Source organism: Leisingera daeponensis, from assembly GCF_019801465.1.
In the GTDB taxonomy this organism is placed as follows: domain Bacteria; phylum Pseudomonadota; class Alphaproteobacteria; order Rhodobacterales; family Rhodobacteraceae; genus Leisingera; species Leisingera daeponensis_A.
In genome coordinates this window covers 502,289-523,776 of sequence record NZ_JAHVJA010000001.1, presented here as the reverse complement: position 1 = coordinate 523,776, position 21,488 = coordinate 502,289, and the positions used below count along the sequence as shown (strand labels likewise).

Genomic DNA, 21,488 nt, shown 5'->3' with positions numbered 1-21,488 from the left:
CAAGCGCAATTGCAAAAACGGGCGCGGCCAGAGGCGTTAACCATTGCTTTAAGAATTAGTCCAAATTTGAATTAGATTGTGGCATCTTAACTTCAGGGTAACCATGCCGGCCCTAAGTCTTAAGGCAGCAAGGAGCTGCTCAGGACCGAGGGATGTCCGGTGTTGCAGGGGAAAACGAGATGATTTTTGGCAGCCGCAGTGGAGATGGCCTGTCTGGCGGACAGGAGAACGTCGTATCAATGGCCCGTTTCCGCAAAGGCGGCGCTCTGTCGCCGCTGCGTCAGGCCGAGGCCTACTGGACCGGGCTGCGCCGCGGTGATGATGTCCCCAGCCGCTCGCAAATCGACCCGCGCGGTCTGGAAAACATCCTGAGCAACACTTTCATTCTGGAGCGGATCGCTCCTGGCATCGCCCGCTTCCGGCTGGCCGGGTCCCTGGTCAACGAGATGGCCGGCATGGAGGTGCGCGGCATGCCCGTGACGGCGTTCTTTACAGCCGATGCCCGCAAGCAGCTGAGCAGTGCCATGGAGCATATGTTCGACACACCTGCGGTTGTTGAACTGGAGCTGCAGATCGAAGCGCCGCGCCAGAGCTCGCCGCGCGAAGCCCGCATGCTGCTGCTGCCGCTGCGCAGCGATCTGGGTGACATCAGCCGGGTGCTCGGGGTTCTGGTTGCCGATGAAGGCAAGACCGCCACCTCGCAACGGTTCTCGATCACCTCGATTGCAATGCGCTCCATCGGAAAGCCTTCCGGAGCCGCTGAATTCAAGGCCAAGCCGCGGGCGGAGGCCACGGACGAGCGCAAGGACGTGAACCAGCCCAATCCGGGATTCGCAGAGACCCAGGCCCGCTTTAAGCCGGAGCGGTCCCTGCTGGAGGAAGCCAGAGCCTTGCTGGACCGCAGCCGGGCAGGCAAAGCGGGGACCCCGGCAGACCCAGCGCCTGCCAAGCACAAAGGCGCGCCGCATCTGCGGCTGGTGGTCAGCCGCGACTGATCCAGCGCCGCCGCAAGCAGAATTCGAGATTCAAGTACAAGGTCATAGCTGCTTGAATTGACTGCGCCCCGGAGGAGAACCCCGGGGCGCTTTTTTTTCTGTCAAGATCCGGTTCCAGGCTACGGCTGCGCAATCCGGTCAGTTTCAGCCTGCCTGACGGGCCGATTGGCTTGCCCGCAGGGCTGACAGCTCTTCTGCCACCAGGAAGGCCAGTTCCAGCGACTGGCTGGCATTCAGGCGCGGATCGCAGGCGGTGTGGTAGCGGTCGCTCAGGTCTTCTTCGGTCACCGCCCGCACGCCGCCGGTGCATTCAGTCACATCCTGGCCAGTCATCTCGAAATGCACGCCGCCGGGGATGGTGCCCTCGGCCTTGTGCACGCCGAAGAAGTCGCGAACTTCGCGCAGGACGCTTTCAAAGGGACGGGTTTTGTAGCCGGTGGACGACTTGATGGTGTTGCCGTGCATCGGGTCACAAACCCAAGTCACATTGGCGCCCTCCTCCTTCACGGCCTTAATCAGCCGCGGCAGGTGTTCGCCCGCCTTGCCGGCGCCGAAACGGGCGATCAGCGTCAGCTTCCCGGCTTCGTTTTCCGGGTTCAGGCGCGACATCAGCACCTTCAGGTCCTCGGCGGTGGTGGTCGGGCCGCATTTCAGGCCGATGGGGTTCAGCACGCCGCGGCAGAATTCAACATGTGCACCGTCCGGCTGACGGGTGCGGTCGCCGATCCAGATCATGTGGCCCGAGCCCGCCAGCCATTTTCCGGACGTGGAATCAAGGCGGGTCAGTGCCTCTTCATATTCCAGCAGCAGCCCTTCGTGGCTGGTGTAGAACTCGACGGTGGAAAACTCATGGGTGGTATCGGCCGTGATGCCCGCCGCGCCCATGAAGTCGATGGTGTCCTGAATGCGGGTCGCGATCTCACTGTATTTCTGCACTTCCTGCTCATCGGTGAAGCCGAGTGTCCAGGAATGCACCCGGCTCATGTCAGCAAAGCCGCCGGTAGAGAAGGCGCGCAGAAGGTTCAAAGTTGCGGCGGCCTGCGTATAAGCCTGCAACATCTTCTGAGGGTTGGGGATGCGGGCGTCGGCGGTGAAATCCAGCTCATTGATGATGTCGCCGCGGTAGCTGGGCAGTTCAACGCCATTGACGGTCTCGGTCGGTGCGCTGCGCGGTTTGGCGAATTGGCCGGCCATGCGGCCCACCTTCACCACCGGCACCTTGGCGCCGTAGGTCAGAACCATCGCCATTTGCAGCATCACCTTGAACGTGTCGCGGATGCCGTCGGCGCTGAACTGGTCAAAGCTCTCGGCGCAGTCGCCGCCCTGCAGCAGGAAGGCCTCGCCGCGCCCGGCAGCGCCCAGATGCTGTTTCAGGCGGCGCGCTTCTCCGGCGAAGACTAGCGGAGGATACTTGGACAGCTGAGCCTCGACAGCGTTCAGCGCTGCGGCATCGGTGTAGTCCGGCATCTGCACCCGCGGCTTGTTGCGCCAGTCCGATTTTTGCCATTCGCTCATGACTTTATCTCCGCATCAGAGGTCTTTAGAATATGTCGTGTGCTCTATACAAAATCCGCTGGAGAGAGGCCAGTTTAGAATTGCGGCCACTTGACCCCGGGTCCAAGCTGTGAGCACGGTTTCCTGACTTGCCGCGGAGCGTGCTCCCGCGGCCCGACTTGTTTCTTGAAGGACGCCCGCCATGCAGACGCCACGCAAGCCTGCTGTTTCTGGAACCGCCGCCGGCCAGCCCAAGAGGTTTGTTTTTGTACTCCTCGACAAATTTACCCTGCTTTGCTTTTCGGCTGCAATGGAATCGCTGCGGATCGCAAACCGCATGGCCGGGCGGGAACTGTACACCTGGACCGTGGTGGGCGAAGGCGGCGACACGATAAGCTGTTCTGCGGGCACCGTTTTTCAGCTCGACTCCGATCTGAGTGAGCTGCAGCGCGACGACACCATCATGGTGTGCGGCGGAATTGACGTGCAGGACGCGTCTACCAAGAAAATGCTGTCCTGGCTGCGCCGCGAGGCCCGCAAAGGGCTGATGGTCGGCGGTTTGTGCACCGCCTCCTACACGCTGGCCAAGGCCGGCCTGCTGGACGGCAAGCGGGCGACCATTCACTGGGAAAATGCCGACAGCTTCGGCGAGGAGTTCGACGAGGTAGAGCTGGCGAAATCAGTGTTCGTCATCGACGGCAACCGGCTCTCCACGGCCGGCGGCACTTCATCTATCGACCTGATGCTTAAGCTGATTGCCAATGATCAGGGCGAGGAGCTCGCCAATGCGGTGGCGGACCAGCTGATCTACTCCTCGATCCGCACCGACCAGGACACCCAGCGGCTGTCGATCCCGACCCGCATCGGCGTGCGCCACCCCAAGCTGTCGATGGTGATCCAGATGATGGAAGCCAATATCGAAGAGCCGATCAGCCCGTCGATCCTTGCCCAGGATGTTGGCATGTCCACCCGCCAGCTGGAGCGGCTGTTCCGCCGTTACCTGAACCGCTCGCCCAAGCGTTATTATATGGAACTGCGGCTTCAGAAAGCGCGCAACCTGCTGATGCAGACCGATATGAGCGTGATCAACGTGGCGCTGGCCTGCGGCTTTGCGTCGCCGTCGCATTTCTCAAAATGCTACCGCGCTCACTACGACACCACCCCCTACCGCGAGCGCGGCAGCAAGGCGGCAGCTTTCAAGGCATGACCTGAGGGGCCCGTGTTTGGCTAGCGCGAAACCCTGAACAGCGCTCCCTCACTCTCTGACGCGAACCAGATACTGCCGTCGGGCGCCTCCTGCACATCGCGGATGCGTCCGGTCCGGCTACTCCGCAACTGCTCCGCCTCTTTCAAGGGAGAACCGGTCAGGCGGGAGATGTAATCGAATTTCAGCGAACCGACAAAGATGTGGCCGCGCCACTGCGGCCACATTCGGCCGGAATAGATCATCATCCCGGAAGGCGCGATCGACGGATCCCAATGCCATTCAGGCTGTTCCATGCCGGGTTTCGCGGTGCCTTCTCCGATCTTCGCACCGGAGTAGTGGCGGCCATAGGAAATCACCGGCCAGCCGTAGTTGGCCCCCTTGCGCACCCTGTTCACCTCATCGCCGCCCTTGGCACCATGTTCTGCCACCCAAAGATTGCCGCGCAAGTCCAGCGCCATACCCTGAGGATTGCGATGGCCGAATGACCAGATTTCCGGCTGGGCGCCATCCTGGCCGGCGAAAGGATTGTCTCCGGGAACAGTGCCGCTGCGGCTTATGCGGACCACAGACCCCTGGTGCCGTGTCAGATCCTGCGCGCTGGGCCGGTCGCCGCGTTCCCCAAGCGAAATGAACAGCGAGCCATCCCGCGCCTCAACCACACGGGAGCCGAAATGCCGCCCCCCGGATGCGCCGGGCGCGGCCTCGAAGAGGATACGCAGATCCGTCAGGCTGGCATTGTCCCGGCTCAGGCGGCCTGACGCCAGTGCCGTGCCGACTCCGCGGCCCTGCCGCTTCGAGAATGTCAGAAAGACTTCGCGGCTGCGCTCGAAATCCCGCGGAATCATTACGTCCAGAAGGCCGCCCTGCCCCGCTGCCTCAACTGCAGGCGTGCCGCTGACGCGATTCTTCCTGCCGTCCTTCACATAGAAAAGCAGGCCGCCCCGCTCCGTCACCAGAAGCCCTCCGTCCGGGAGGAAGTCAAAGCCCCACGGAACTTCAAACCCGCCCGCCATTTCCTCCACCCGGAGCAATCCCTGACTGCTGCTCATAGTCTCCGCCTGAACTGGCGCGGAAAACGGCAGCAGCAAGACCGTGAGCGTCAACACGCATAACCGATGCAACATTTTGCTTCCCCTCAAGTTGCTTTAAGCTTAAATCAAAAAACAGCTCCGCAACGCTTGATCTGATAATAGCGGAGAAAACGGGACGGACTCTTTGCTATCTCACGCCTTAACAGGACTTTTCTTTTCCAAACGGCTTGCCTAGGGTCCGATGTGAACATTTTTTCGTGTTCCAACAATGGGAGTTCTCAAATGAAGAAACTGCTGATGGCCACCGCGGCCGCTGCGCTGACTGCTGGCACCGCATACGCCGACGGTCACGCCAAGGAAGTGAAACTAGGCATTCTGCTCGGCTTTACCGGCCCGATTGAATCACTGACACCGCATATGGCGGCTGGCGCGGAAATGGCTGCCGCCGAAGTTACCGCGTCGGGCAAGCTTCTGGACAGTGCAACCGTGACCACCATGCGCGCAGATTCCGCATGCGTCGACAACGGCATCGCGATCGCCAGCGCCGAAAAGCTGCTGGCGGAAGGCGCCAACGGCATTATGGGATCCGACTGCTCGGGCGTAACCGGTGCGGTGCTGCAGAACGTTGCGGTTCCCAACGGGATGGTGATGATTTCTCCCTCGGCAAGCTCTCCGGGTCTGACCACCATGGAAGACAACGGCCTGTTCTTCCGCACCACCCCGTCGGATGCCCGCCAGGGCGAGGTCATGGCGCAGGTTCTGAAAGACCGGGGCGTGAACTCCATCGCGCTGACTTACACCAACAACGACTACGGCAAGGGCCTGTCCGACTCGATCAAGAGCAACTTTGAAGCCGTCGGCGGCGAAGTGACCATCGTGGCCGCGCATGAAGACGGCAAAGGCGACTACTCCGCAGAAGTCGGCGCCCTGGCGTCCGCAGGCGGTGATGTTCTGGTGGTCGCAGGCTATCTGGACCAAGGCGGCCTTGGCATCATTCAAGGCGCATTGGATTCAGGCGCGTTTGACACCTTCGGCCTGCCCGACGGCATGGTGGGCGACTCGCTGCCGACCAACGTCGGCCCGGACCTGGACGGCTCCTTCGGCCAGATCGCCGGTTCGCAGAGCAAAGGCGCCGAAGTCTTTGCCGAGCTGGCGGCCGGCAAGGACTTCGACCACACCTCGGCCTATGTCGGGGAATCCTATGATGCGGCAGCGCTGATCCTGCTGGCGATGCAGGCGGCAAACTCCACTGCTCCAGCGGACTACGCGGCCAAGGTTCTTGAGGTCGCCAACGCACCGGGCGAGCCGATCAACCCGGGTGAACTGGGCAAGGCGCTGGAGATTCTGGCTGCTGGCGGCGACATCGACTATCAGGGCGCAACCGGCGTGGAACTGATCGGTCCGGGTGAGAGCGCAGGCTCTTACCGCGAGATCGAAATCAAAGACGGCAAAGTCACCACTGTTCAGTACCGCTGATAACCAGGTGTAAATAAACAGAAAACGAACAGCCCGGGTTCCGCCCGGGCTGTTCTGAATTAAAAATGCCGCGAAAACGCGGCAGGGGATGAAATGACATGATCGTCGTCGAGGACTTGCACAAGCACTTCGGCGGGTTCCACGCGGTTGACGGCGCCTCGCTGGAAATCGCCAAGGGGTCCATAACCGGTCTGATCGGCCCGAACGGTGCCGGAAAGACCACCTTATTCAACGTTATCGCAGGCGTGCTGCAACCGACCTCAGGCCGGGTCACCATGGACGGTGAGGATATCACCGGCCTGCCGCCGCATGAGCTGTTCCACAAGGGGTTGCTGCGCACCTTCCAGATCGCGCATGAGTTTTCCTCGATGACCTGCCGGGAAAATCTGATGATGGTTCCGGGCAACCAGTCGGGTGAAACGCTGTGGAACACCTGGTTCGGCCGCAAGCGCATCGCCGACGAGGAGCGCGCGCTGCGCGCCAAGGCGGATGAAGTGCTGGAGTTCCTGACCATCAGCCACATTGCCGACTTGAAGGCCGGCCAGGTCTCCGGCGGCCAGAAGAAGCTTCTGGAGCTGGGCCGCACCATGATGGTGGACGCCAAGATCGTCTTTCTGGACGAGGTTGGCGCCGGGGTGAACCGCACCCTGCTTTACACCATCGCCGACGCGATCAAGCGCTTGAACGAGGAACGCGGCTATACCTTTGTGGTGATCGAGCACGACATGGAATTCATCGACCGCCTGTGCGACCCGGTGATCTGCATGGCCGAGGGCAAAAAACTGGCCGAGGGCACCCTGGACGAGATCAAGGCAAACGAGCAGGTGATCGAGGCCTATCTGGGCACCGGTCTGAAAAACAAGGACAAGCTGGAGGCGGACGCATGAGCGACAACCCCTACCAGGACGATCACGGCAACAAAGACGCCTCGATCACCAACCTGAAAGGTGCTGGCACAATGCAGCCGGCCCACCAGAAAAGCGGCCCGACGCACAAGGTCGATGGCGGCCCGTTCCTGATCGGCGACACCATGACCGGCGGCTACGGCAAGGGACCGGACATCCTGCATGACTGCACCATCGCCGTTGACAAGGGTGAGATCGCGGTGATCGTCGGCCCCAACGGCGCAGGCAAGTCGACCGCGATGAAGGCGGTTTTCGGGATGCTGAACGTGCGCTCCGGCACCGTGCGGCTGGACGGTGAGGACATCACCCAGCTCACCCCGCAGGACCGGGTGATCAAGGGTATGGGGTTTGTGCCCCAGACCAGCAATATCTTCACCTCGATGACGGTCGAGGAAAACCTGGAGATGGGCGCGTTCATCCGCACCGATGATTTCCGGGACACGATGGAGCAGGTCTATGATCTGTTCCCGATCCTGCGCGACAAGCGCAACCAGCCGGCCGGTGAGCTGTCCGGCGGCCAGCGCCAGCAGGTGGCGGTGGGCCGCGCGCTGATGACCAAGCCCAAGGTGCTGATGCTGGACGAACCGACGGCCGGCGTCTCCCCCATCGTGATGGATGAGCTGTTTGACCGCATCATCGAGGTCGCCCGCACCGGGCTGCCGATCCTGATGGTGGAACAGAACGCCAAGCAAGCGCTTGAGATCGCAGACAAAGGCTATGTTCTGGTGCAGGGGCGCAATGCCTATACCGGCACCGGCAAGGAGCTGCTGGCCGATCCCGAAGTGCGCAAATCTTTCCTGGGGGGCTAAGCATGGATCTTCTCAACGCCCTCGTGGCGCTTACCAATTTTGTTATTGTCCCCGGACTGGCCTATGGCAGCCAGCTGGCGCTTGGCGCGCTAGGGGTGACGCTGATCTACGGGATCCTGCGGTTTTCGAACTTTGCCCATGGCGACACCATGGCGTTCGGCGCGATGGTCACCATCCTGGTCACCTGGCTGTTCCAGTCGGTTGGCCTGAGCGCAGGGCCGCTGCCGACCGCGCTGCTGGCGCTGCCGTTTGGCATTCTGGGCACCATTGCGCTGGCGCTGTTCACGGACAAGACCGTTTACCGGTTCTACCGTCAGCAGAAGGCGAAGCCGGTTATCTTCGTCATGGTCTCGCTCGGCGTGATGTTCATCATGAACGGCCTGGTGCGTTTCATCATCGGGCCAGGCGACCAGCGCTTTACCGATGGCGAACGCTTCGTGATCTCGGCCCGCACCTTCAAGAAGCTCACCGGGCTGGATGAGGGCCTGGCAATCAAGACCACCGAAGCGCTGACCGTGGTCACCGCGGTGATCGTGGTGGCGGTGCTGTTCTGGTTCCTGAACAAGACCCGCACCGGCAAATCGATGCGCGCCTATTCCGACAACGAGGACTTGGCGCTGCTGTCCGGCATCAACCCGGAACGGGTGGTGATGTACACCTGGATGATCGTGGCGGCGCTGGCGACCATTGCCGGGGTTCTTTATGGCCTCGACAAGTCGTTCAAACCCTTCACCTATTTCCAGCTGCTGCTGCCGATCTTTGCCTCTGCCATCGTCGGCGGGCTCGGCAACCCGCTTGGCGCCATTGCCGGCGGTTTCATCATCGCCTTCTCCGAGGTGACGATCACCTATGCTTGGAAAAAGGTTCTGACCTACGGCCTGCCGGACAGCCTGGCGCCTGACGGGCTGGTTCAGCTCCTCAGCACCGACTACAAGTTCGCGGTTTCCTTCGCGATCCTGATTGTCGTCCTCCTGTTCAAGCCCACCGGCCTCTTCAAAGGGAAAGCGGTATGACCGATACTATGAAACATACCCTTCTTTTCGTCTTTGTCGGCGTGATGATCCTGCTGGAAGGCATGACCGACGTCCTGTTCTTCTCCGGTTCCTGGAACTCGGCGCTGGTGATCCTGAACATGGGGCTGATCTCGGCCATCATGGCGATCGGCGTGAATATCCAGTGGGGCTTTGCCGGGCTGTTCAATGTCGGCATCATGGGCTTTACCGCGCTTGGCGGGCTGGCCGTGGTGCTGGTGTCGACGCCGGTGATCCCTGAAGCCTGGTCGTCGGGCGGTGCTGGCATCGTTATGGCGCTGGTAATGGGTGCCTTGACGGTTGTGGCTGCGGTGATGATCACCAAGTTCATGCCCGCGGGCAGACTGCGCGCGCTGGTGCTGGCCGTTGTGATGATTGCCGGCTTCTTCGTCTACAGAGCGATCTTCGATCCGTCGGTCAGCTCAGTCGAGGCAATCAACCCGGCCCTGCAGGGCAATATCGGCGGCCTTGGCCTTCCGGTGCTGCTGGCGTGGCCCGCGGGCGGTCTGCTGGCGGCCGGCGCGGCATGGCTGATCGGCAAGACGGCCCTGGGGCTGCGTTCGGATTACCTGGCGATTGCCACCCTCGGCATTGCCGAGATCATCATCGCTGTCCTGAAAAACGAGGACTGGCTGTCGCGCGGCGTGAAAAACGTGGTCGGCCTGCCCCGTCCGCTGCCCTACGAAGTGGATTTGCAGAACGATCCGTCCTTCGTGGAGCGTGCGGCCAGCTGGGGCCTGGACCCGGTCACTGCCTCGACCGTTTACGTCAAGGCAGGCTATGCGCTGATGTTCACCGTTGTGCTGCTGGCGCTTCTGTGGATGGCACAGATGGCGCTGAAAAGCCCCTGGGGCCGGATGATGCGCGCGATCCGCGACAATGAAACCGCAGCCGAAGCGATGGGCAAAGACGTCACCCGCCGCCATCTGCAGATCTTCGTGCTGGGCTCCGCCATCTGCGGAATCGCCGGCGCAATGATGACCACACTCGACAGCCAGCTCACGCCGGGCAGCTACAACCCCTTGCGCTTCACCTTCCTGATCTGGGTGATGGTGATCGTGGGCGGCTCCGGCAACAACTTCGGGGCGGTGCTCGGCGGCATGCTGATCTGGTTCTTCTGGATCAAGGTGGAGCCGATGGGCATCCTGCTGATGGAACTGGTGACCTCCGGAATGGCCGAAGGCAGCGCGCTGAAGGCGCATCTGCTTGAAAGCGCATCGCACATGCGGCTTTTCACCATGGGACTGATACTGCTCCTGGTGCTGAGGTTCAGCCCGCGCGGCCTGATCCCGGAGAAGTAACCGCCGTTCGGCTGCGCAAGCAGCAGAAAAGCTGAAACGGAAAACTGCCGCTCAGGACCTCCCGGGCGGCAGTTTTGCACTCCTGCGACAGTTTCAGATTTGGCACAGGCCCAAGCCGAACCCTCCGTTTTTAATGGTTTATTTTCATCGCCGTGTTAGTGTCGGTCAAAACATACTGAGGAGAGCACACCGTGAAACCCCATCACAAAGTTCTGATTGCAGCAGGGATGGCGGCAACGCTGACTGGCTGCGTCAGCCCGGAAAATTACGAGACAACACCTGTGCAGCTTCGAACCAGCTCAGGCATTGTCACCTGCCAGCTGTACACGAGGGACCGGGTTCTGTGGGACCGCTCCATCGACCGGCCCGGCTCAATGTCGGTTGCTGACGCGGATGCCATTTGCAAGCAGGAAGGCCAGCGCCAAAAGGACGGCGGCTGAGTCAGGCCAAGCCGTCCGCAGTCCTTCAGCGCTAGCGGCCCTTGAACAAGCTGCCAAGAATACCGCGGACGATGCGCCGCCCTGTGGTGCCCTTCAGTTCCTTGATCACCGCTTCCGACATCGCGGAGGTGAATGTGTCCTTCTGCCGGTAGCCTTTGGAGGTTGAGCGGCTGACCCGGGAACCGGAGTAGCGCCGGGCGGCGTTGAATTCCCGTTCCGCCGGCTGCGGTGCAGCTTCGGCAACTTGCTCCGCAGCCTCCGCCTCCTGCGCTGCGGACTGCGCCCTCTGGGCAAGAATTTCATAGGCTGAGCGCCGGTCCAATGGCGCATCGTACTTCCCGGACATGTCCGAGGTTTGCAGCAACTTCTTGCGCTCTTCCGCCGTGACCGGCCCCAACTGGGAACTGGGTGGCCGGATCAGTGTCCGTTCCACCACGCCAGGCACGCCTTTGGTTTCAAGCATCGACGTCACCGCTTCGCCAACGCCCACTTCGCGAATGGCGTCTTCGGTCGAGAACCGCGGGTTCTCACGGTAAGTCTCTGCAGCTAGACGCAGGTTCTTCCGGTCCTTGGCCGTAAAGGCCCGCAAGGCATGCTGGATCCGGTTGCCGAGCTGGCCCAGGATATCCTCCGGCACATCCGCCGGGTTTTGAGTGATGAAATAAATTCCAACGCCTTTGGAGCGGATCAGGCGGGCGACTTGCTCCACCTTGTCAATCAGCGCCTTCGGCGCATCCTCGAACAGCAGGTGCGCCTCGTCAAAGAAGAACACAAGACGCGGCTTGTCCGGGTCTCCAACCTCCGGCAGTTCCTCAAACAGTTCGCTCAGGAGCCACAGAAGAAAGGTTGAATACAGTCCGGGCGCCGCCATCAGCTTGTCGGCGGCCAGAATGTTGACCATTCCCTTGCCGCTGGCATCGCAGCGCATCAGATCGCTGAGAACCAGGGCGGGTTCCCCGAACAAACCGGCGCCGCCCTGGTTCTCCAGCACCAGCAAACGGCGCTGAATGGCGCCAATCGATGCAGTCGAGACATTGCCGTAACGGAGTGAAAGCTGGCTGCGGTTCTCCCCCAACCAGACCAGCAGCGCCTGCAGGTCTTTCAGGTCAAGCAACGGCAAGCCCTCTTCGTCGGAGAGCCGGAAGGCAATGTTCAGAATACCTTCCTGAGCTTCGCTCAGCTCCAGCAGCCGCGCCAGAAGCAACGGCCCCATTTCGGCAACCGTGGTTCGCACTGGATGGCCCTGTTCACCGTACAGATCCCAGAAGGTGACAGGACAGGAATGGTAGGAGAAGTCTGCAAAGCCGATCTTGCCCGCGCGGGAAGTGAAGGCCTCGTGCAGCTTGTGGCTTGCAGAACCCGGTTTCGCCAGGCCGGACAGATCGCCCTTCACATCCGCCAGGATCACCGGCACCCCGGCGTTGGAGAACCCCTCTGCCAGGATTTGAAGAGTCACGGTCTTGCCGGTTCCGGTTGCGCCTGCGATGAGTCCGTGCCGGTTGGCGTATTTGAGGGTTAAATTCTGCGGTTCACCGTATCCTTCACCGCCGCCGCCAAGAAACAACTTGTCTGCCATATCTGCCCCTGCCTGTCTTTCCCTGTGGATAACAATACAAAGTTAACTACTTGATGCGATAGTCAATCTTGCCCGCCCCTGCAAAAGCGGTTGCCGTGGCGGACATTTCCTCCCTGTCAGACTGGGCCGTGCCTCGCGCACGGCCTTCTTTTTAGGCGGAATTTGCCTGTAAAACGGGCAAACCCGCCCGCCAGCACAGCCCGAAGCATGCAATTTTCATGAAATCCGAAGCCCCGGGTCTTTTTTTGAACTTGCATGTTGACCGATGGCCAGCCCTTTCGTAACGTCCTACGCAATAACTAAGTCGGCCAGTCCGACGGGGAGATGCAAACACGAAAAAGGGGACCAGCCGGTTCCCTTTTTTGCATTTTTTCAGCATCTTCCAAGACTGAGCCGCCTTGCGCGGATTTCCCCCCTGAGCCCTTGTTATTGACCTGACACTTCCGGGGCGGCGTGATAAACGCGTTGGCAGCGTCTTTAAAAAAATGAGGCATTCATGTTGAAGTCCCTGACCCCGATCACGCTTGCCGCGGTGCTTGCCATGACCGCGCCGTTGGCGGCGCAGGAAACCACCGCAGAAGAAGCCGGCGCCAGCGAAGAGACCGCCGGGGCGGAAACCGGAGAGCAGACCGAACAGGAAGAATCCACCGCGGATCAGCTGCTGGACCTGGGAGAGCCTGTCGCTGACGGCCCCAAGCTGGGCGAACGCTACTCCAAGGAAAAGCACGGCGACTGGGATCTGGCTTGCATCAGAACTGAAGCCGAAACCGATCCCTGTTCGCTGCTGCAGGTTCTGACCGGACCGCAAGGCAATCCGATGGCCGAAGTTTCGATGTTCCGTATCGAACAGCAAGGCGGCCAGGCCGTTGCGGGCGCCACTGTGATCGTGCCGCTGGAAACCCTTCTGCCCGCCGCGCTGACCATCTCGATCGATGGCGCGCCGGCAAAGCGATACAACTATTCCTTCTGCAACCAGCTCGGCTGTGTGGCGCAGATCGGCCTGACCCAGGGCGATATCGACGCCTTCAAAAAGGGCAAGGAAGCAGTGCTGGCATTGCGCCCGGCACCGGCTCCGGATCAGGTGGTGGAAATGAAGCTTTCGCTTAGCGGTTTCACTGCCGGCTACGACGTCGTGGACGTTGTCAAACAGTAAGCACCGGCACTAGCCGTAGAGAACGCCGCGCGCCCACGGCCCGCGGCGTTTCTTGTTGATGCATTATTACACCTTGCGCAGGGCCAGAACCGCGTTCAGCCCGCCAAAGGCAAAGGCGTTGGACAGCGCCACGTCGACCTTTGCCTCGCGCGCCTCGTTCGGCACCACATCCAAGTTGCATTCCGGATCCGGTTCTTCATAGCCGATGGTCGGGGCAACCACCCCGTCGCGCAGCGCCATGATGCAAGCCAAAAGCTCCACCGCGCCGGTGCCGCCGATAAGGTGTCCGTGCATGGATTTGGTGGAAGAGATCATCAGGCTGTCGGCATGCGGCCCGAACACATCCGCCACTGCAGCGCATTCGGTTTTGTCATTGGCAGCAGTGCCGGTGCCGTGAGCGTTGATATAGCCGACTTCTGACGCCGCGATGCGCGCATCCTGCAACGCGCCGGAAATGGCACGCGCCGCCCCCTGCTTGCTGGGCATCACAATGTCCGCCGCGTCGGAGGACATTGCAAAGCCGATGACTTCACACAGAATTTCGGCCCCGCGGGCCCTTGCATGATCGTATTCCTCGAACACGAAGATGCCTGCGCCTTCTCCCTGCACCATACCGTTGCGGTTGGCGCTGAACGGTCGGCAAGCGTCCTTGGACATGACGCGCAGCCCTTCCCAGGCTTTGACCCCGCCAAAGCACAGCATGGACTCGGAGCCGCCGGTGATCATTGCCGGGCTCATGCCCGAGCGCACCATCTGGAAGGCCTGCGCCATCGCATGGTTGGAGGATGCACATGCCGTGGAGACAGTAAAGCTGGGCCCCTTGAGATTATACTGCATCGACACATGGCCGGCTGCGGCATTGTTCATCAGCTTCGGCACCACAAACGGGTGCACCCGGTTCTTCCCGTCCTCGTAGACGCTCCGGTAATTTTCATCGAGCGTTTGCATACCGCCGCCGGAATTGCCCAGCACCACCCCGGCCTTCGCCGACAGGTCGCCATGGAACTCGAGCCCGGACTGCTCAATTGCCTCTTTCGCTGCCGTCAGGGTGAACTGGGTGAAGCGGTCATACAGGCTCATTTGCTGGCGGTTGAAGCGGCCCTCAGCCTCAAACCCGCGGACTTGACCGCCGATCCTGATTGCCAGCCGCTCGACGTCGCGAAACTCCAATTCGCCAATTCCGCAGCGGCCCTCACGCATGGCTTCCAGCGTTTCCGGCACGGAATGGCCCAGGGCATTGATCGTTCCTGCCCCGGTGATAACGACTCGTTTCATCCGGGTTTACGCTTTTTCCAGAACCAGCTTGTCGATCCCGGCGATGATCGCCGCGACATTGGAAATATCGAAGTCGCTTTGCTCTGGAGCGTTGGCATTGAAGGGAATTGAAATGTCGAATTCCTCTTCAATGGCAAAGATGCTTTCAACCAGGCCAAGGCTGTCGATCCCAAGGTCTTCCAATGTGCTGTCGAGGGTCACATCCGACGGTTCCAGAACCGCCTGTTCGGCAATGATTGCAATGACTTTGTCCTGCGTGCTCATGTAGGGACCCCCGATCGTTTCTGGCTGAGGCTGATGTAGGTATTTGTCGGTTACTTGAAAACAGCCTTTTTTAACAATTCGATGTCACGCATCAAACGCGGCAGGCGGCGCTGTGCTTTATACATCTCAGTGTGGGTCTCCATCTTGACGCCGGGATAGCCCATGATCACGCGCCCGGCGGGCACATTGGACAGGATCTTGGTGCCGCCGCCCGCGATAACCCCGTCCCCGATGAAGATATTGTCCACCACACCGCACTGGCCGCCCAGCACCACGTTGTTGCCGATATCGACAGAGCCCGACACGCCGGTCTGGCCGCACAGAAGGCAGTCATTTCCGACGCGGGTGTTGTGGCCGACGTGCACGAGGTTGTCGAGCTTGCTGCCGCTTCCGATCACCGTGTCGCGGATGGTGCCGTTATCGATTGTGCAGTTCGAGCCGATCTCGACGTCATCGCCAATGGTGACAGCCCCTAGCGAATGGATCCGAACCCAGGACTGAGCCTTGGCCTCGCCTTGGTCGCCCATCGTCTTGCGCGCGTTCTCTGCGCCGGAAACTTCTGGCGTGACATAGGAGAACCCATCGCCGCCCACGCGTGCACCGGGCTGGGCGCGGAAGCGGTTGCCGATGGTTGCCCGCGCGCCAATGGAAACCATTTCACGCAAATTCGCATCCGCGCCGATCACCGCCTCAGACCCGACATAGCAATGCGGACCGATAACAGAGCGGGCGCCGATCCTGGCCCCGGCGCCGATGATGGACAGCGGACCGACTGAAACGTCTTTACCCAGTTCCGCTGTTGGATCAATGACTGCAGCCGGGTGGATTCCCCCGGCAAAACCCTGGCCGCGGTCCAGCATTCCGGTCACGCCGGACATGGCCATCCGAGGCCGTGTGGCAAAGATCGCTGCCTTCAGGCCGAATGACTGCCAATCGGCGTTTTCCCAAAGAATAGCTGCCTGCGCCTGACCGGCTTGCAGGCCTTCTGCATATTTTGGCGCCATCGCCATGGCGATCTGATCAGCCGTGGCATCCTGCGGCTCCGCCGCACCTGCTATCAGCAGGTCCAGGTCGCCCTGGGCCTCGGCGCCCAAGGCCTCAGCAATTTGGCGGATAGTGAACATGTCAGGCCCTTTCAGAATAATCCTGTATGGGCCTGACATTTACCCCTGAACGCTGGGCAGCACCACCCCTGCCCGCTCCAGAGCGGCCCAGACCTTGGCGTCGCGGCCGTAGACATCGCGGCGGAACTCGGCACGGCCTTTGCCCGAAACAACTGCGGTCCGGTAAATGATATGCACTGGCACCTTCTGCTCCAGCTCGACCTTGGTTTCCCGTCCGCTGTTCAGGATGCGGTGGAAGAACTCCTTAGGATTCTCAGTCTGTTTGGCCAGCAGCGCATAGGCGAATTCAAAGGGCTGCGCCAGGCGGATGCACCCGTGCGAAAAGGCACGCACTTCGCGGGCAAACAGGCTCTTTTGCGGCGTATCGTGCAGGTAGATGTTGTATTTGTTCGGGAACATGAACTTGACCAGACCCAGCGCATTGCTGCGGCTCGGAGGCTGGCGCATGGAATAGGGAAAGTTCCGCGCTGTATACTGCGAGAAATCGGCCGAACTGCGGTTCACCACGCGGCCGCGCCGGTCAGTGATCTGGATATGGCCGACAGCGTTAGGGTTGCTCTTCAGCTTGGGCAGATATTCCTTGGTGATGATCGAGCGGGGCACATACCAGCTCGGATTGATCACCATGTGTTCCATTTCGTCCGAGAATTCCGGGCTGCGGCGGTCATGGGTGTTCTTGCCGATGACGGAACGGGTTTCAAAGGTTACATCGCCATTGTCGACGATCTGGGCTGTGAAATCGGTCTGGTTGACCAGAATGTGGCGTTCACCGCGGTCCGGGGTCAGCCAGCGCTCGCGCTCCATCGCGATGATGACGGATTTCAGGCGCGCGCTGACAGGCTTGTTGATCTCGTCGATTGTGCCGGGGCCGGCCACGCCATCTGTTTCCAGGCCGTGATCGGACTGAAAGCTTTGCACTGCCTTTTCCAGAGCGGTGTCATAGCTGCGCGCCGCGCTGCGCGGAAGGTAGCCCATCAGCACCAGACGGTTGCGCAATGCAATGACCGTCGGCCCCTGATCCCCCCTTTCCAGTTTCGTCGCGTTCACCGTTGGCCCCCAACCGCCCGCCGCCAAGACCTTCTCCAGACGCAGTTTCTCACGCATCAGGCTGCGGTATTGCGGCGAGGCGGGAACCAGGCTGCGCATGTAGGCATACGGCTGGGTATCGCGGATCCCCGCCAGAAAACTTGCACCGTCGACTGTATGCTTCTTGCGCACCATGCCCGCATCAATCCGCGACGGAACCAGCAGGCCAGTCTGCAGATCGGTGGCATAATCCACCAGCGCCTGGCTCAGCGCGGCCTCTACATTGCCGATATCACGGGTGGTGCGCACGTCCCGCATCTGCTGCATCAGCGCGCTGACCTCGGCTGAGCGGTCCGGCAGCCCGTGGGCCTGGGTGTCGTTTAAGGCCGCCAGCAGGGCGTTGCGGCGCTGGAGCGAAGCTTCATCCTGTCCGGTCCAGATCGCCTGGTAGCCGTTTTCCCGGTAGAATTTCGCCACCGCGTCGCTGCCATAGGCAGCTTCGGCCACGGCTTGGCGGAACGCTGCCGAAACCTCAGCCTGTGCTGAACTGGAAACACTCCCGGCGGTCAAACCGCCCAATGCCAGGGCAAACAGCCCCGCCTTGATCCCTGGCAAGAAGTTTCCTGCAGAAGCACGCGTCATAATTTCCGGTCCTTGCGCCGATTTTTGTCAATTGTGTCAGTGCCTATCTGAAATTCTGGTAAATGCCAGCCGCCGTTGTCCACTCACAATTGCGAAATGTCAGCTTTGATGCACCAAAGCCGCGTCTATGAAACCCGGCTGCAACAGTCTCGGGGAAAAGTTCCCTCACCCTCCCCGCATGCGCAAAAAATCGCCGAAAACCGGGCTATCCGTTACAGCGCGGCAAAGAAATGTTGGAACAGGATTCTCAGTGTGCCATACATGCCGCACGTTAACCTTAAGTGTTAACGAGCTCGTAACATCGGGCGACTAGGCAGGACTAAAAGCGTACGGGACGGCGCAGTGACAATGGCAAAAACCACGGGCACGGGGATCTCCCGGCGTTCTATTTTGGGTGTGTTTGCTGCAACCGCAGTAGCAGCAGCCCCGACTTTCTCCAATGCAGCAGGCTTTCTCCGCGGCGGCGGCGACATCAGGCGCATCCGCATGTATTCAGGCCGCACCGGCGAGCGTCTGGACATGGTGTATTGGATCGACGGCGACTACATCAAGGATGCAGTCAAGGAAATCAATCACTTCATGCGTGACTGGCGCACCGATGATGTCAAGGATATCGACCTGCGCACCATCGACATCATGGCGGCCTCGCACAATCTTCTGGATGTGAACGAGCCCTATATGCTGCTGTCCGGCTACCGCAGCCCCAAGACAAACGCGATGCTGCGCAGCCGTTCGCGCGGGGTCGCGAAGAACTCTCTGCATATGCGCGGCCAGGCCGCTGACCTGCGCCTTTCATCCCGGTCAGTGTCCCAGATGGCTCAAGCCGCCGAGGCTTGCCACGCCGGCGGCGTTGGTAAATATCAGCGTTCGAATTTTGTGCATATGGATTGCGGTGCAGTCCGCAGCTGGCGCGGGTAATACCTTCTGCCATTCGCAATTTTGCAAGCCTGCCCGATTGGTGCAGGCTTTTTCTTTTTCAGGGTATCGGATCAGCTCCTCTGATTTTCGGCCGCAGTCAGGAAATTGGAAACAGGCAGTTTTTCCCGTTGCAGAGGTGGCGAAGCACGGGTATACCCCGGCCTAACGACGCACCTGTAGCTCAGCTGGATAGAGCGCTGCCCTCCGAAGGCAGAGGCCAGAGGTTCGAATCCTCTCAGGTGCGCCATTTTCTGCTAAAAAGCATCAAAAAGTCTCGCCTCTTTAAGGCTTCTTAAAGGGCGTGATGTTAGCAACACTGGCTACAGTTCTTGGTGCGGCCAGCGAGGCAGAATGGTACATTCAAACTCTATATTCCGCGAAGCGGAACCGACAGAACCCCGGCTTCGACTGAACTTGCGGTGTTCCCTCAATCTCTCCGGATCCAGACTGGACGCCGCGCTGTACAACATCAGCTACAGCGGCTTTGCTGTCCGCCTGCCGGAAGGGCAAAACACTTTTCCTCTCGCTGAATTAAAGTCTGTGACCATCGAGCAAATCGACGAGTTTGAGGTATGTGCCCGCTGGCGCAAGGACGACAGGATAGGCTTCAAATTTCTGAGCAAGCGCGGCGCCCGTCCGGTGCTGGATGAATTTTTTGCCGGAATTGGAGAGTACCCGACCTGACATCGCCGGCGGTTATTCTTCCCAATAATCTTTACAAGTTCTGGAGCGCTGCGGTGAGTGATGCCAGAACTTCAGCCTGCCGCTTGGATTTTCCCAGGCTGGCGGGCCAGGTCATCCAGTAGCCGTCGATGGTGGCCAGCTCCGGAGCCGCAGCACATTCGAGCTGCCCGGTCTGCAACAGGCTGGATGCCAAAGCCCTGGAACCCAGAACCACCCCAATGCCCCGCCGCGCCGCCCGCAGCGCGTGCCCCATGGAATCGACGGAGACCGGCCCCATCTCCGGCTCGCCTTCGCCGGTTACACGTGCCCATTCGGACCAGCCCGGCCGCTCGCCGCGCAGCTCGATCGCCGGAAGGCTGCGCCAGGCTTTCGCATGTTCCGGTGCCGTCATCGGCTGCAGAACCTCATTGGCCAGCAGCACACCTTCACGCCCGTCCCAAACACCGCGCCCGTAGCGGATATGCAAAGCCCGGTCGGCAGCCTCAAAGTCCTGCCGCTTGGGCACGGTTTCCGTGACAATCCGCATGTCAGGATAGCTTTCAGAAAACACAGTAAGCCGCGGCAGCAGCAGCATTTCCAGATGGGACGGCTGCGCGGCAATACGCAGCTCCCTGACGCTGTGTCCGAACAGGTTTTCGGTCCCCTGCTCAAGGGCGCGCAGGGAATCATGCACCAGCGGCAAATAGCTTTCACCGTCCACTGTCAGCGAAACGCCGCGGGCCGAACGGATGAACAATTGCCGCCCGAGCCAGGATTCCAGGTTGCGGATCCGCTGGCTTACGGCAGCCTGCGTTGCGCCGAATTCCTCTGCAGCAGCGGTAAAGCTGCCGTGGCGGCCTGCGGCCTCAAACACCTTAAGCCAGTCCAGTGGCGGCAAGCCCTGTTTGCTGATTTTCCTAGACATTAGAAAACCTAACTCTCGAACCCCGTTTTCCGTCGTTCTCTTGATGACTCAGTCGCGATAGCAAGGCAAGCAAGAACCAGGCCAACCGGAGAAACCCTTATGCCCCGTTCCGTATCCGCCGACGCATCCGGCAGTTTCCTGACCCTGACATTCGACGACGGCAGCAAGCGCCGTTTCCATGCGATCTGGTTGCGCGACAATGCGCTGGATCCCGAGACCCGCTCACCCGGCAATGGCCAGCGGCTGATCACCATCGGCGACATACCGGCCGACACCAAAATCAGCACCGCTTCGGTGGAAAATGATGCATTGACCGTAACCTTCGCCCCGGATGGCAAAACCGTTAGCTTTCCCGGTGCATGGTTGAGGGATCACGCCTATGACATTGAACAGGCTTCGCAATTCGGCCGCGTGGCCCCGGGGATCGACACTTGGAGCAGCAGTCAGCCCGCACCGGCCTTCGACTGGAACAAGGTGACATCGAGCCCTAAGGCCAAACGCGACTGGCTGGACGCCATTGCCCGGCTCGGCTTTGCCAAACTGGTGAACGGCCCGGTCAAAGAGGGCGCGCTGGTCGACTGCGCCGAAATGTTCGGCTTTATCCGCGAGACCAACTACGGCAAGTTTTTTGAAGTCCGCACCGAGGTGAACCCGACCAACCTGGCTTACACCGGTCTGGGACTGCAGGCGCACACTGACAACCCCTACCGCGACCCGGTGCCCTCCTTGCAGATTCTCTATTGCCTGGAGAACTCCGCCGAGGGCGGCGAAAGCATTGTGGTGGACGGATTCCGCGCAGCCGAACGTCTGCGTGACGAGAACCCGGAAGGCTTTGCGCTGCTGGCCGGCTACCCGGCCCGGTTTGAATACAAGGGCTCCGACGGTGTGCACCTGCGCTCGCGCCGCCCGATGATCGAACTGTCCCCTGACGGGGAGATGATCGGCATTCGGTTCAACAACCGCTCCTCCGCCCCGTTTGTGGACATCCCGTTTGACAAGATGGAATCCTATTACGCCGCCTACCGCCGTCTGGGCGAGTTCATCGACGACCCCGATATGGGTGTATCCTTCAAACTTGAACCGGGCGAGAGCTTCATCGTCGATAACACGAGGGTGATGCACGCGCGCCTGGGCTACTCCGGTTCCGGCTCGCGCTGGCTGCAGGGCTGCTACGCCGACAAGGACGGACTGCTCTCGACCCTGAACGTTCTGCACGCCCAACTGGAGGGCTGA

At 60.7% G+C, this 21,488-nt stretch carries 20 protein-coding genes and 1 tRNA gene; 13 read left to right on the top strand and 8 right to left on the bottom strand.

The annotated features are described in order from the left end of the window. The first annotated feature begins 179 nt into the window (after positions 1-179). A complete protein-coding gene (locus KUV26_RS02545) occupies positions 180-995 on the top strand; it encodes a PAS domain-containing protein (protein ID WP_222507509.1) in 816 nt (271 codons plus the stop codon). A gap of 144 nt (positions 996-1,139) precedes the next feature. On the opposite strand, the gene KUV26_RS02540 is transcribed toward KUV26_RS02545, so the two are convergent. Further along, positions 1,140-2,510, bottom strand: a complete 1,371-nt coding sequence (locus tag KUV26_RS02540) for a class II 3-deoxy-7-phosphoheptulonate synthase (protein WP_222502560.1) — start codon at positions 2,508-2,510, stop codon at positions 1,140-1,142. 181 nt (positions 2,511-2,691) lie between these two features. On the opposite strand from KUV26_RS02540, the gene KUV26_RS02535 reads away from it, so the two are divergent. Beyond that, positions 2,692-3,696: a GlxA family transcriptional regulator gene (locus KUV26_RS02535; RefSeq protein ID WP_222507208.1), complete on the top strand. Its 1,005-nt coding sequence runs from the start codon at positions 2,692-2,694 to the stop codon at positions 3,694-3,696. 20 nt (positions 3,697-3,716) lie between these two features. Here the strand turns inward: KUV26_RS02535 and KUV26_RS02530 are convergent, their stop codons facing one another. Next, positions 3,717-4,820 (bottom strand): PQQ-dependent sugar dehydrogenase, encoded by a 1,104-nt coding sequence (locus KUV26_RS02530; protein ID WP_222507207.1) that lies wholly within the window; start codon positions 4,818-4,820, stop codon positions 3,717-3,719. 189 nt (positions 4,821-5,009) lie between these two features. Here KUV26_RS02530 and KUV26_RS02525 point away from each other — a divergent pair, with 189 nt between their 5' ends. The 6 genes from KUV26_RS02525 (at position 5,010) to KUV26_RS02500 (ending at position 10,689) form a co-directional block, all read left to right on the top strand. Then, on the top strand, positions 5,010-6,203 hold the full coding sequence (locus KUV26_RS02525) for an ABC transporter substrate-binding protein (RefSeq protein WP_222502557.1): 1,194 nt from the start codon (positions 5,010-5,012) through the stop codon (positions 6,201-6,203). A 98-nt stretch (positions 6,204-6,301) separates the two neighbouring features. Beyond that, entirely contained in the window at positions 6,302-7,090 is a 789-nt protein-coding gene (locus KUV26_RS02520) for an ABC transporter ATP-binding protein (RefSeq protein ID WP_222507206.1), read from the top strand. Then, a complete protein-coding gene (locus KUV26_RS02515; protein ID WP_222502555.1) occupies positions 7,087-7,917 on the top strand; it encodes an ABC transporter ATP-binding protein in 831 nt (276 codons plus the stop codon). The genes KUV26_RS02520 and KUV26_RS02515 overlap by 4 nt, the downstream gene beginning before the upstream one ends. Before the next feature lie 2 nt (positions 7,918-7,919). Beyond that, positions 7,920-8,930 carry a branched-chain amino acid ABC transporter permease gene (locus tag KUV26_RS02510; RefSeq protein ID WP_222502554.1) on the top strand — a complete coding sequence of 337 codons (1,011 nt, stop codon included), beginning with the start codon at positions 7,920-7,922 and terminating at the stop codon, positions 8,928-8,930. Further along, complete coding sequence (locus KUV26_RS02505) at positions 8,927-10,249, top strand: branched-chain amino acid ABC transporter permease (RefSeq protein WP_222507205.1); 1,323 nt, start codon at positions 8,927-8,929, stop codon at positions 10,247-10,249. Before KUV26_RS02510 ends, KUV26_RS02505 begins: the two co-directional genes overlap by 4 nt. Positions 10,250-10,440: 191 nt before the next feature. Beyond that, a complete protein-coding gene (locus KUV26_RS02500; RefSeq protein ID WP_315900058.1) occupies positions 10,441-10,689 on the top strand; it encodes a hypothetical protein in 249 nt (82 codons plus the stop codon). Between the two features lie 31 nt (positions 10,690-10,720). On the opposite strand, the gene KUV26_RS02495 is transcribed toward KUV26_RS02500, so the two are convergent. Beyond that, entirely contained in the window at positions 10,721-12,265 is a 1,545-nt protein-coding gene (locus KUV26_RS02495; RefSeq protein ID WP_222507204.1) for a helicase HerA-like domain-containing protein, read from the bottom strand. A gap of 496 nt (positions 12,266-12,761) precedes the next feature. Here KUV26_RS02495 and KUV26_RS02490 point away from each other — a divergent pair, with 496 nt between their 5' ends. Then, entirely contained in the window at positions 12,762-13,418 is a 657-nt protein-coding gene (locus KUV26_RS02490) for an invasion associated locus B family protein (protein WP_222502551.1), read from the top strand. Between the two features lie 66 nt (positions 13,419-13,484). Here KUV26_RS02490 and KUV26_RS02485 read toward each other — a convergent pair whose 3' ends face one another. Genes KUV26_RS02485 through KUV26_RS02470 form a run of 4 tightly spaced genes read right to left on the bottom strand, consistent with a single transcriptional unit; the run spans position 13,485 to position 17,749 of the window. Beyond that, entirely contained in the window at positions 13,485-14,693 is a 1,209-nt protein-coding gene (locus KUV26_RS02485) for a beta-ketoacyl-[acyl-carrier-protein] synthase family protein (protein WP_222507203.1), read from the bottom strand. Between the two features lie 6 nt (positions 14,694-14,699). Then, positions 14,700-14,957 (bottom strand): acyl carrier protein, encoded by a 258-nt coding sequence (locus KUV26_RS02480; protein WP_222502549.1) that lies wholly within the window; start codon positions 14,955-14,957, stop codon positions 14,700-14,702. Positions 14,958-15,007: 50 nt separating this feature from the next. Continuing rightward, on the bottom strand, positions 15,008-16,081 hold the full coding sequence (gene lpxD / locus KUV26_RS02475) for a UDP-3-O-(3-hydroxymyristoyl)glucosamine N-acyltransferase (protein WP_222507202.1): 1,074 nt from the start codon (positions 16,079-16,081) through the stop codon (positions 15,008-15,010). Positions 16,082-16,120: 39 nt separating this feature from the next. Continuing rightward, a complete protein-coding gene (locus tag KUV26_RS02470; protein WP_222507201.1) occupies positions 16,121-17,749 on the bottom strand; it encodes a murein L,D-transpeptidase in 1,629 nt (542 codons plus the stop codon). A 348-nt stretch (positions 17,750-18,097) separates the two neighbouring features. Between KUV26_RS02470 and KUV26_RS02465 the strand changes: the two genes are divergently transcribed. The 3 genes from KUV26_RS02465 (at position 18,098) to KUV26_RS02455 (ending at position 19,351) form a co-directional block, all read left to right on the top strand. Further along, positions 18,098-18,667: a YcbK family protein gene (locus KUV26_RS02465; RefSeq protein ID WP_222502546.1), complete on the top strand. Its 570-nt coding sequence runs from the start codon at positions 18,098-18,100 to the stop codon at positions 18,665-18,667. 170 nt (positions 18,668-18,837) lie between these two features. Then, positions 18,838-18,914: transfer RNA gene (locus KUV26_RS02460), tRNA-Arg, on the top strand. 104 nt (positions 18,915-19,018) lie between these two features. Further along, the gene (locus KUV26_RS02455) at positions 19,019-19,351 is read left to right on the top strand and encodes a PilZ domain-containing protein (RefSeq protein ID WP_222502545.1); all 333 of its coding nucleotides are present in this window, start codon (positions 19,019-19,021) and stop codon (positions 19,349-19,351) included. 31 nt (positions 19,352-19,382) lie between these two features. Here the strand turns inward: KUV26_RS02455 and KUV26_RS02450 are convergent, their stop codons facing one another. Beyond that, the gene (locus KUV26_RS02450) at positions 19,383-20,255 is read right to left on the bottom strand and encodes a LysR family transcriptional regulator (RefSeq protein ID WP_222507200.1); all 873 of its coding nucleotides are present in this window, start codon (positions 20,253-20,255) and stop codon (positions 19,383-19,385) included. Between the two features lie 99 nt (positions 20,256-20,354). On the opposite strand from KUV26_RS02450, the gene KUV26_RS02445 reads away from it, so the two are divergent. Next, complete coding sequence (locus KUV26_RS02445; RefSeq protein ID WP_222507199.1) at positions 20,355-21,488, top strand: gamma-butyrobetaine dioxygenase; 1,134 nt, start codon at positions 20,355-20,357, stop codon at positions 21,486-21,488.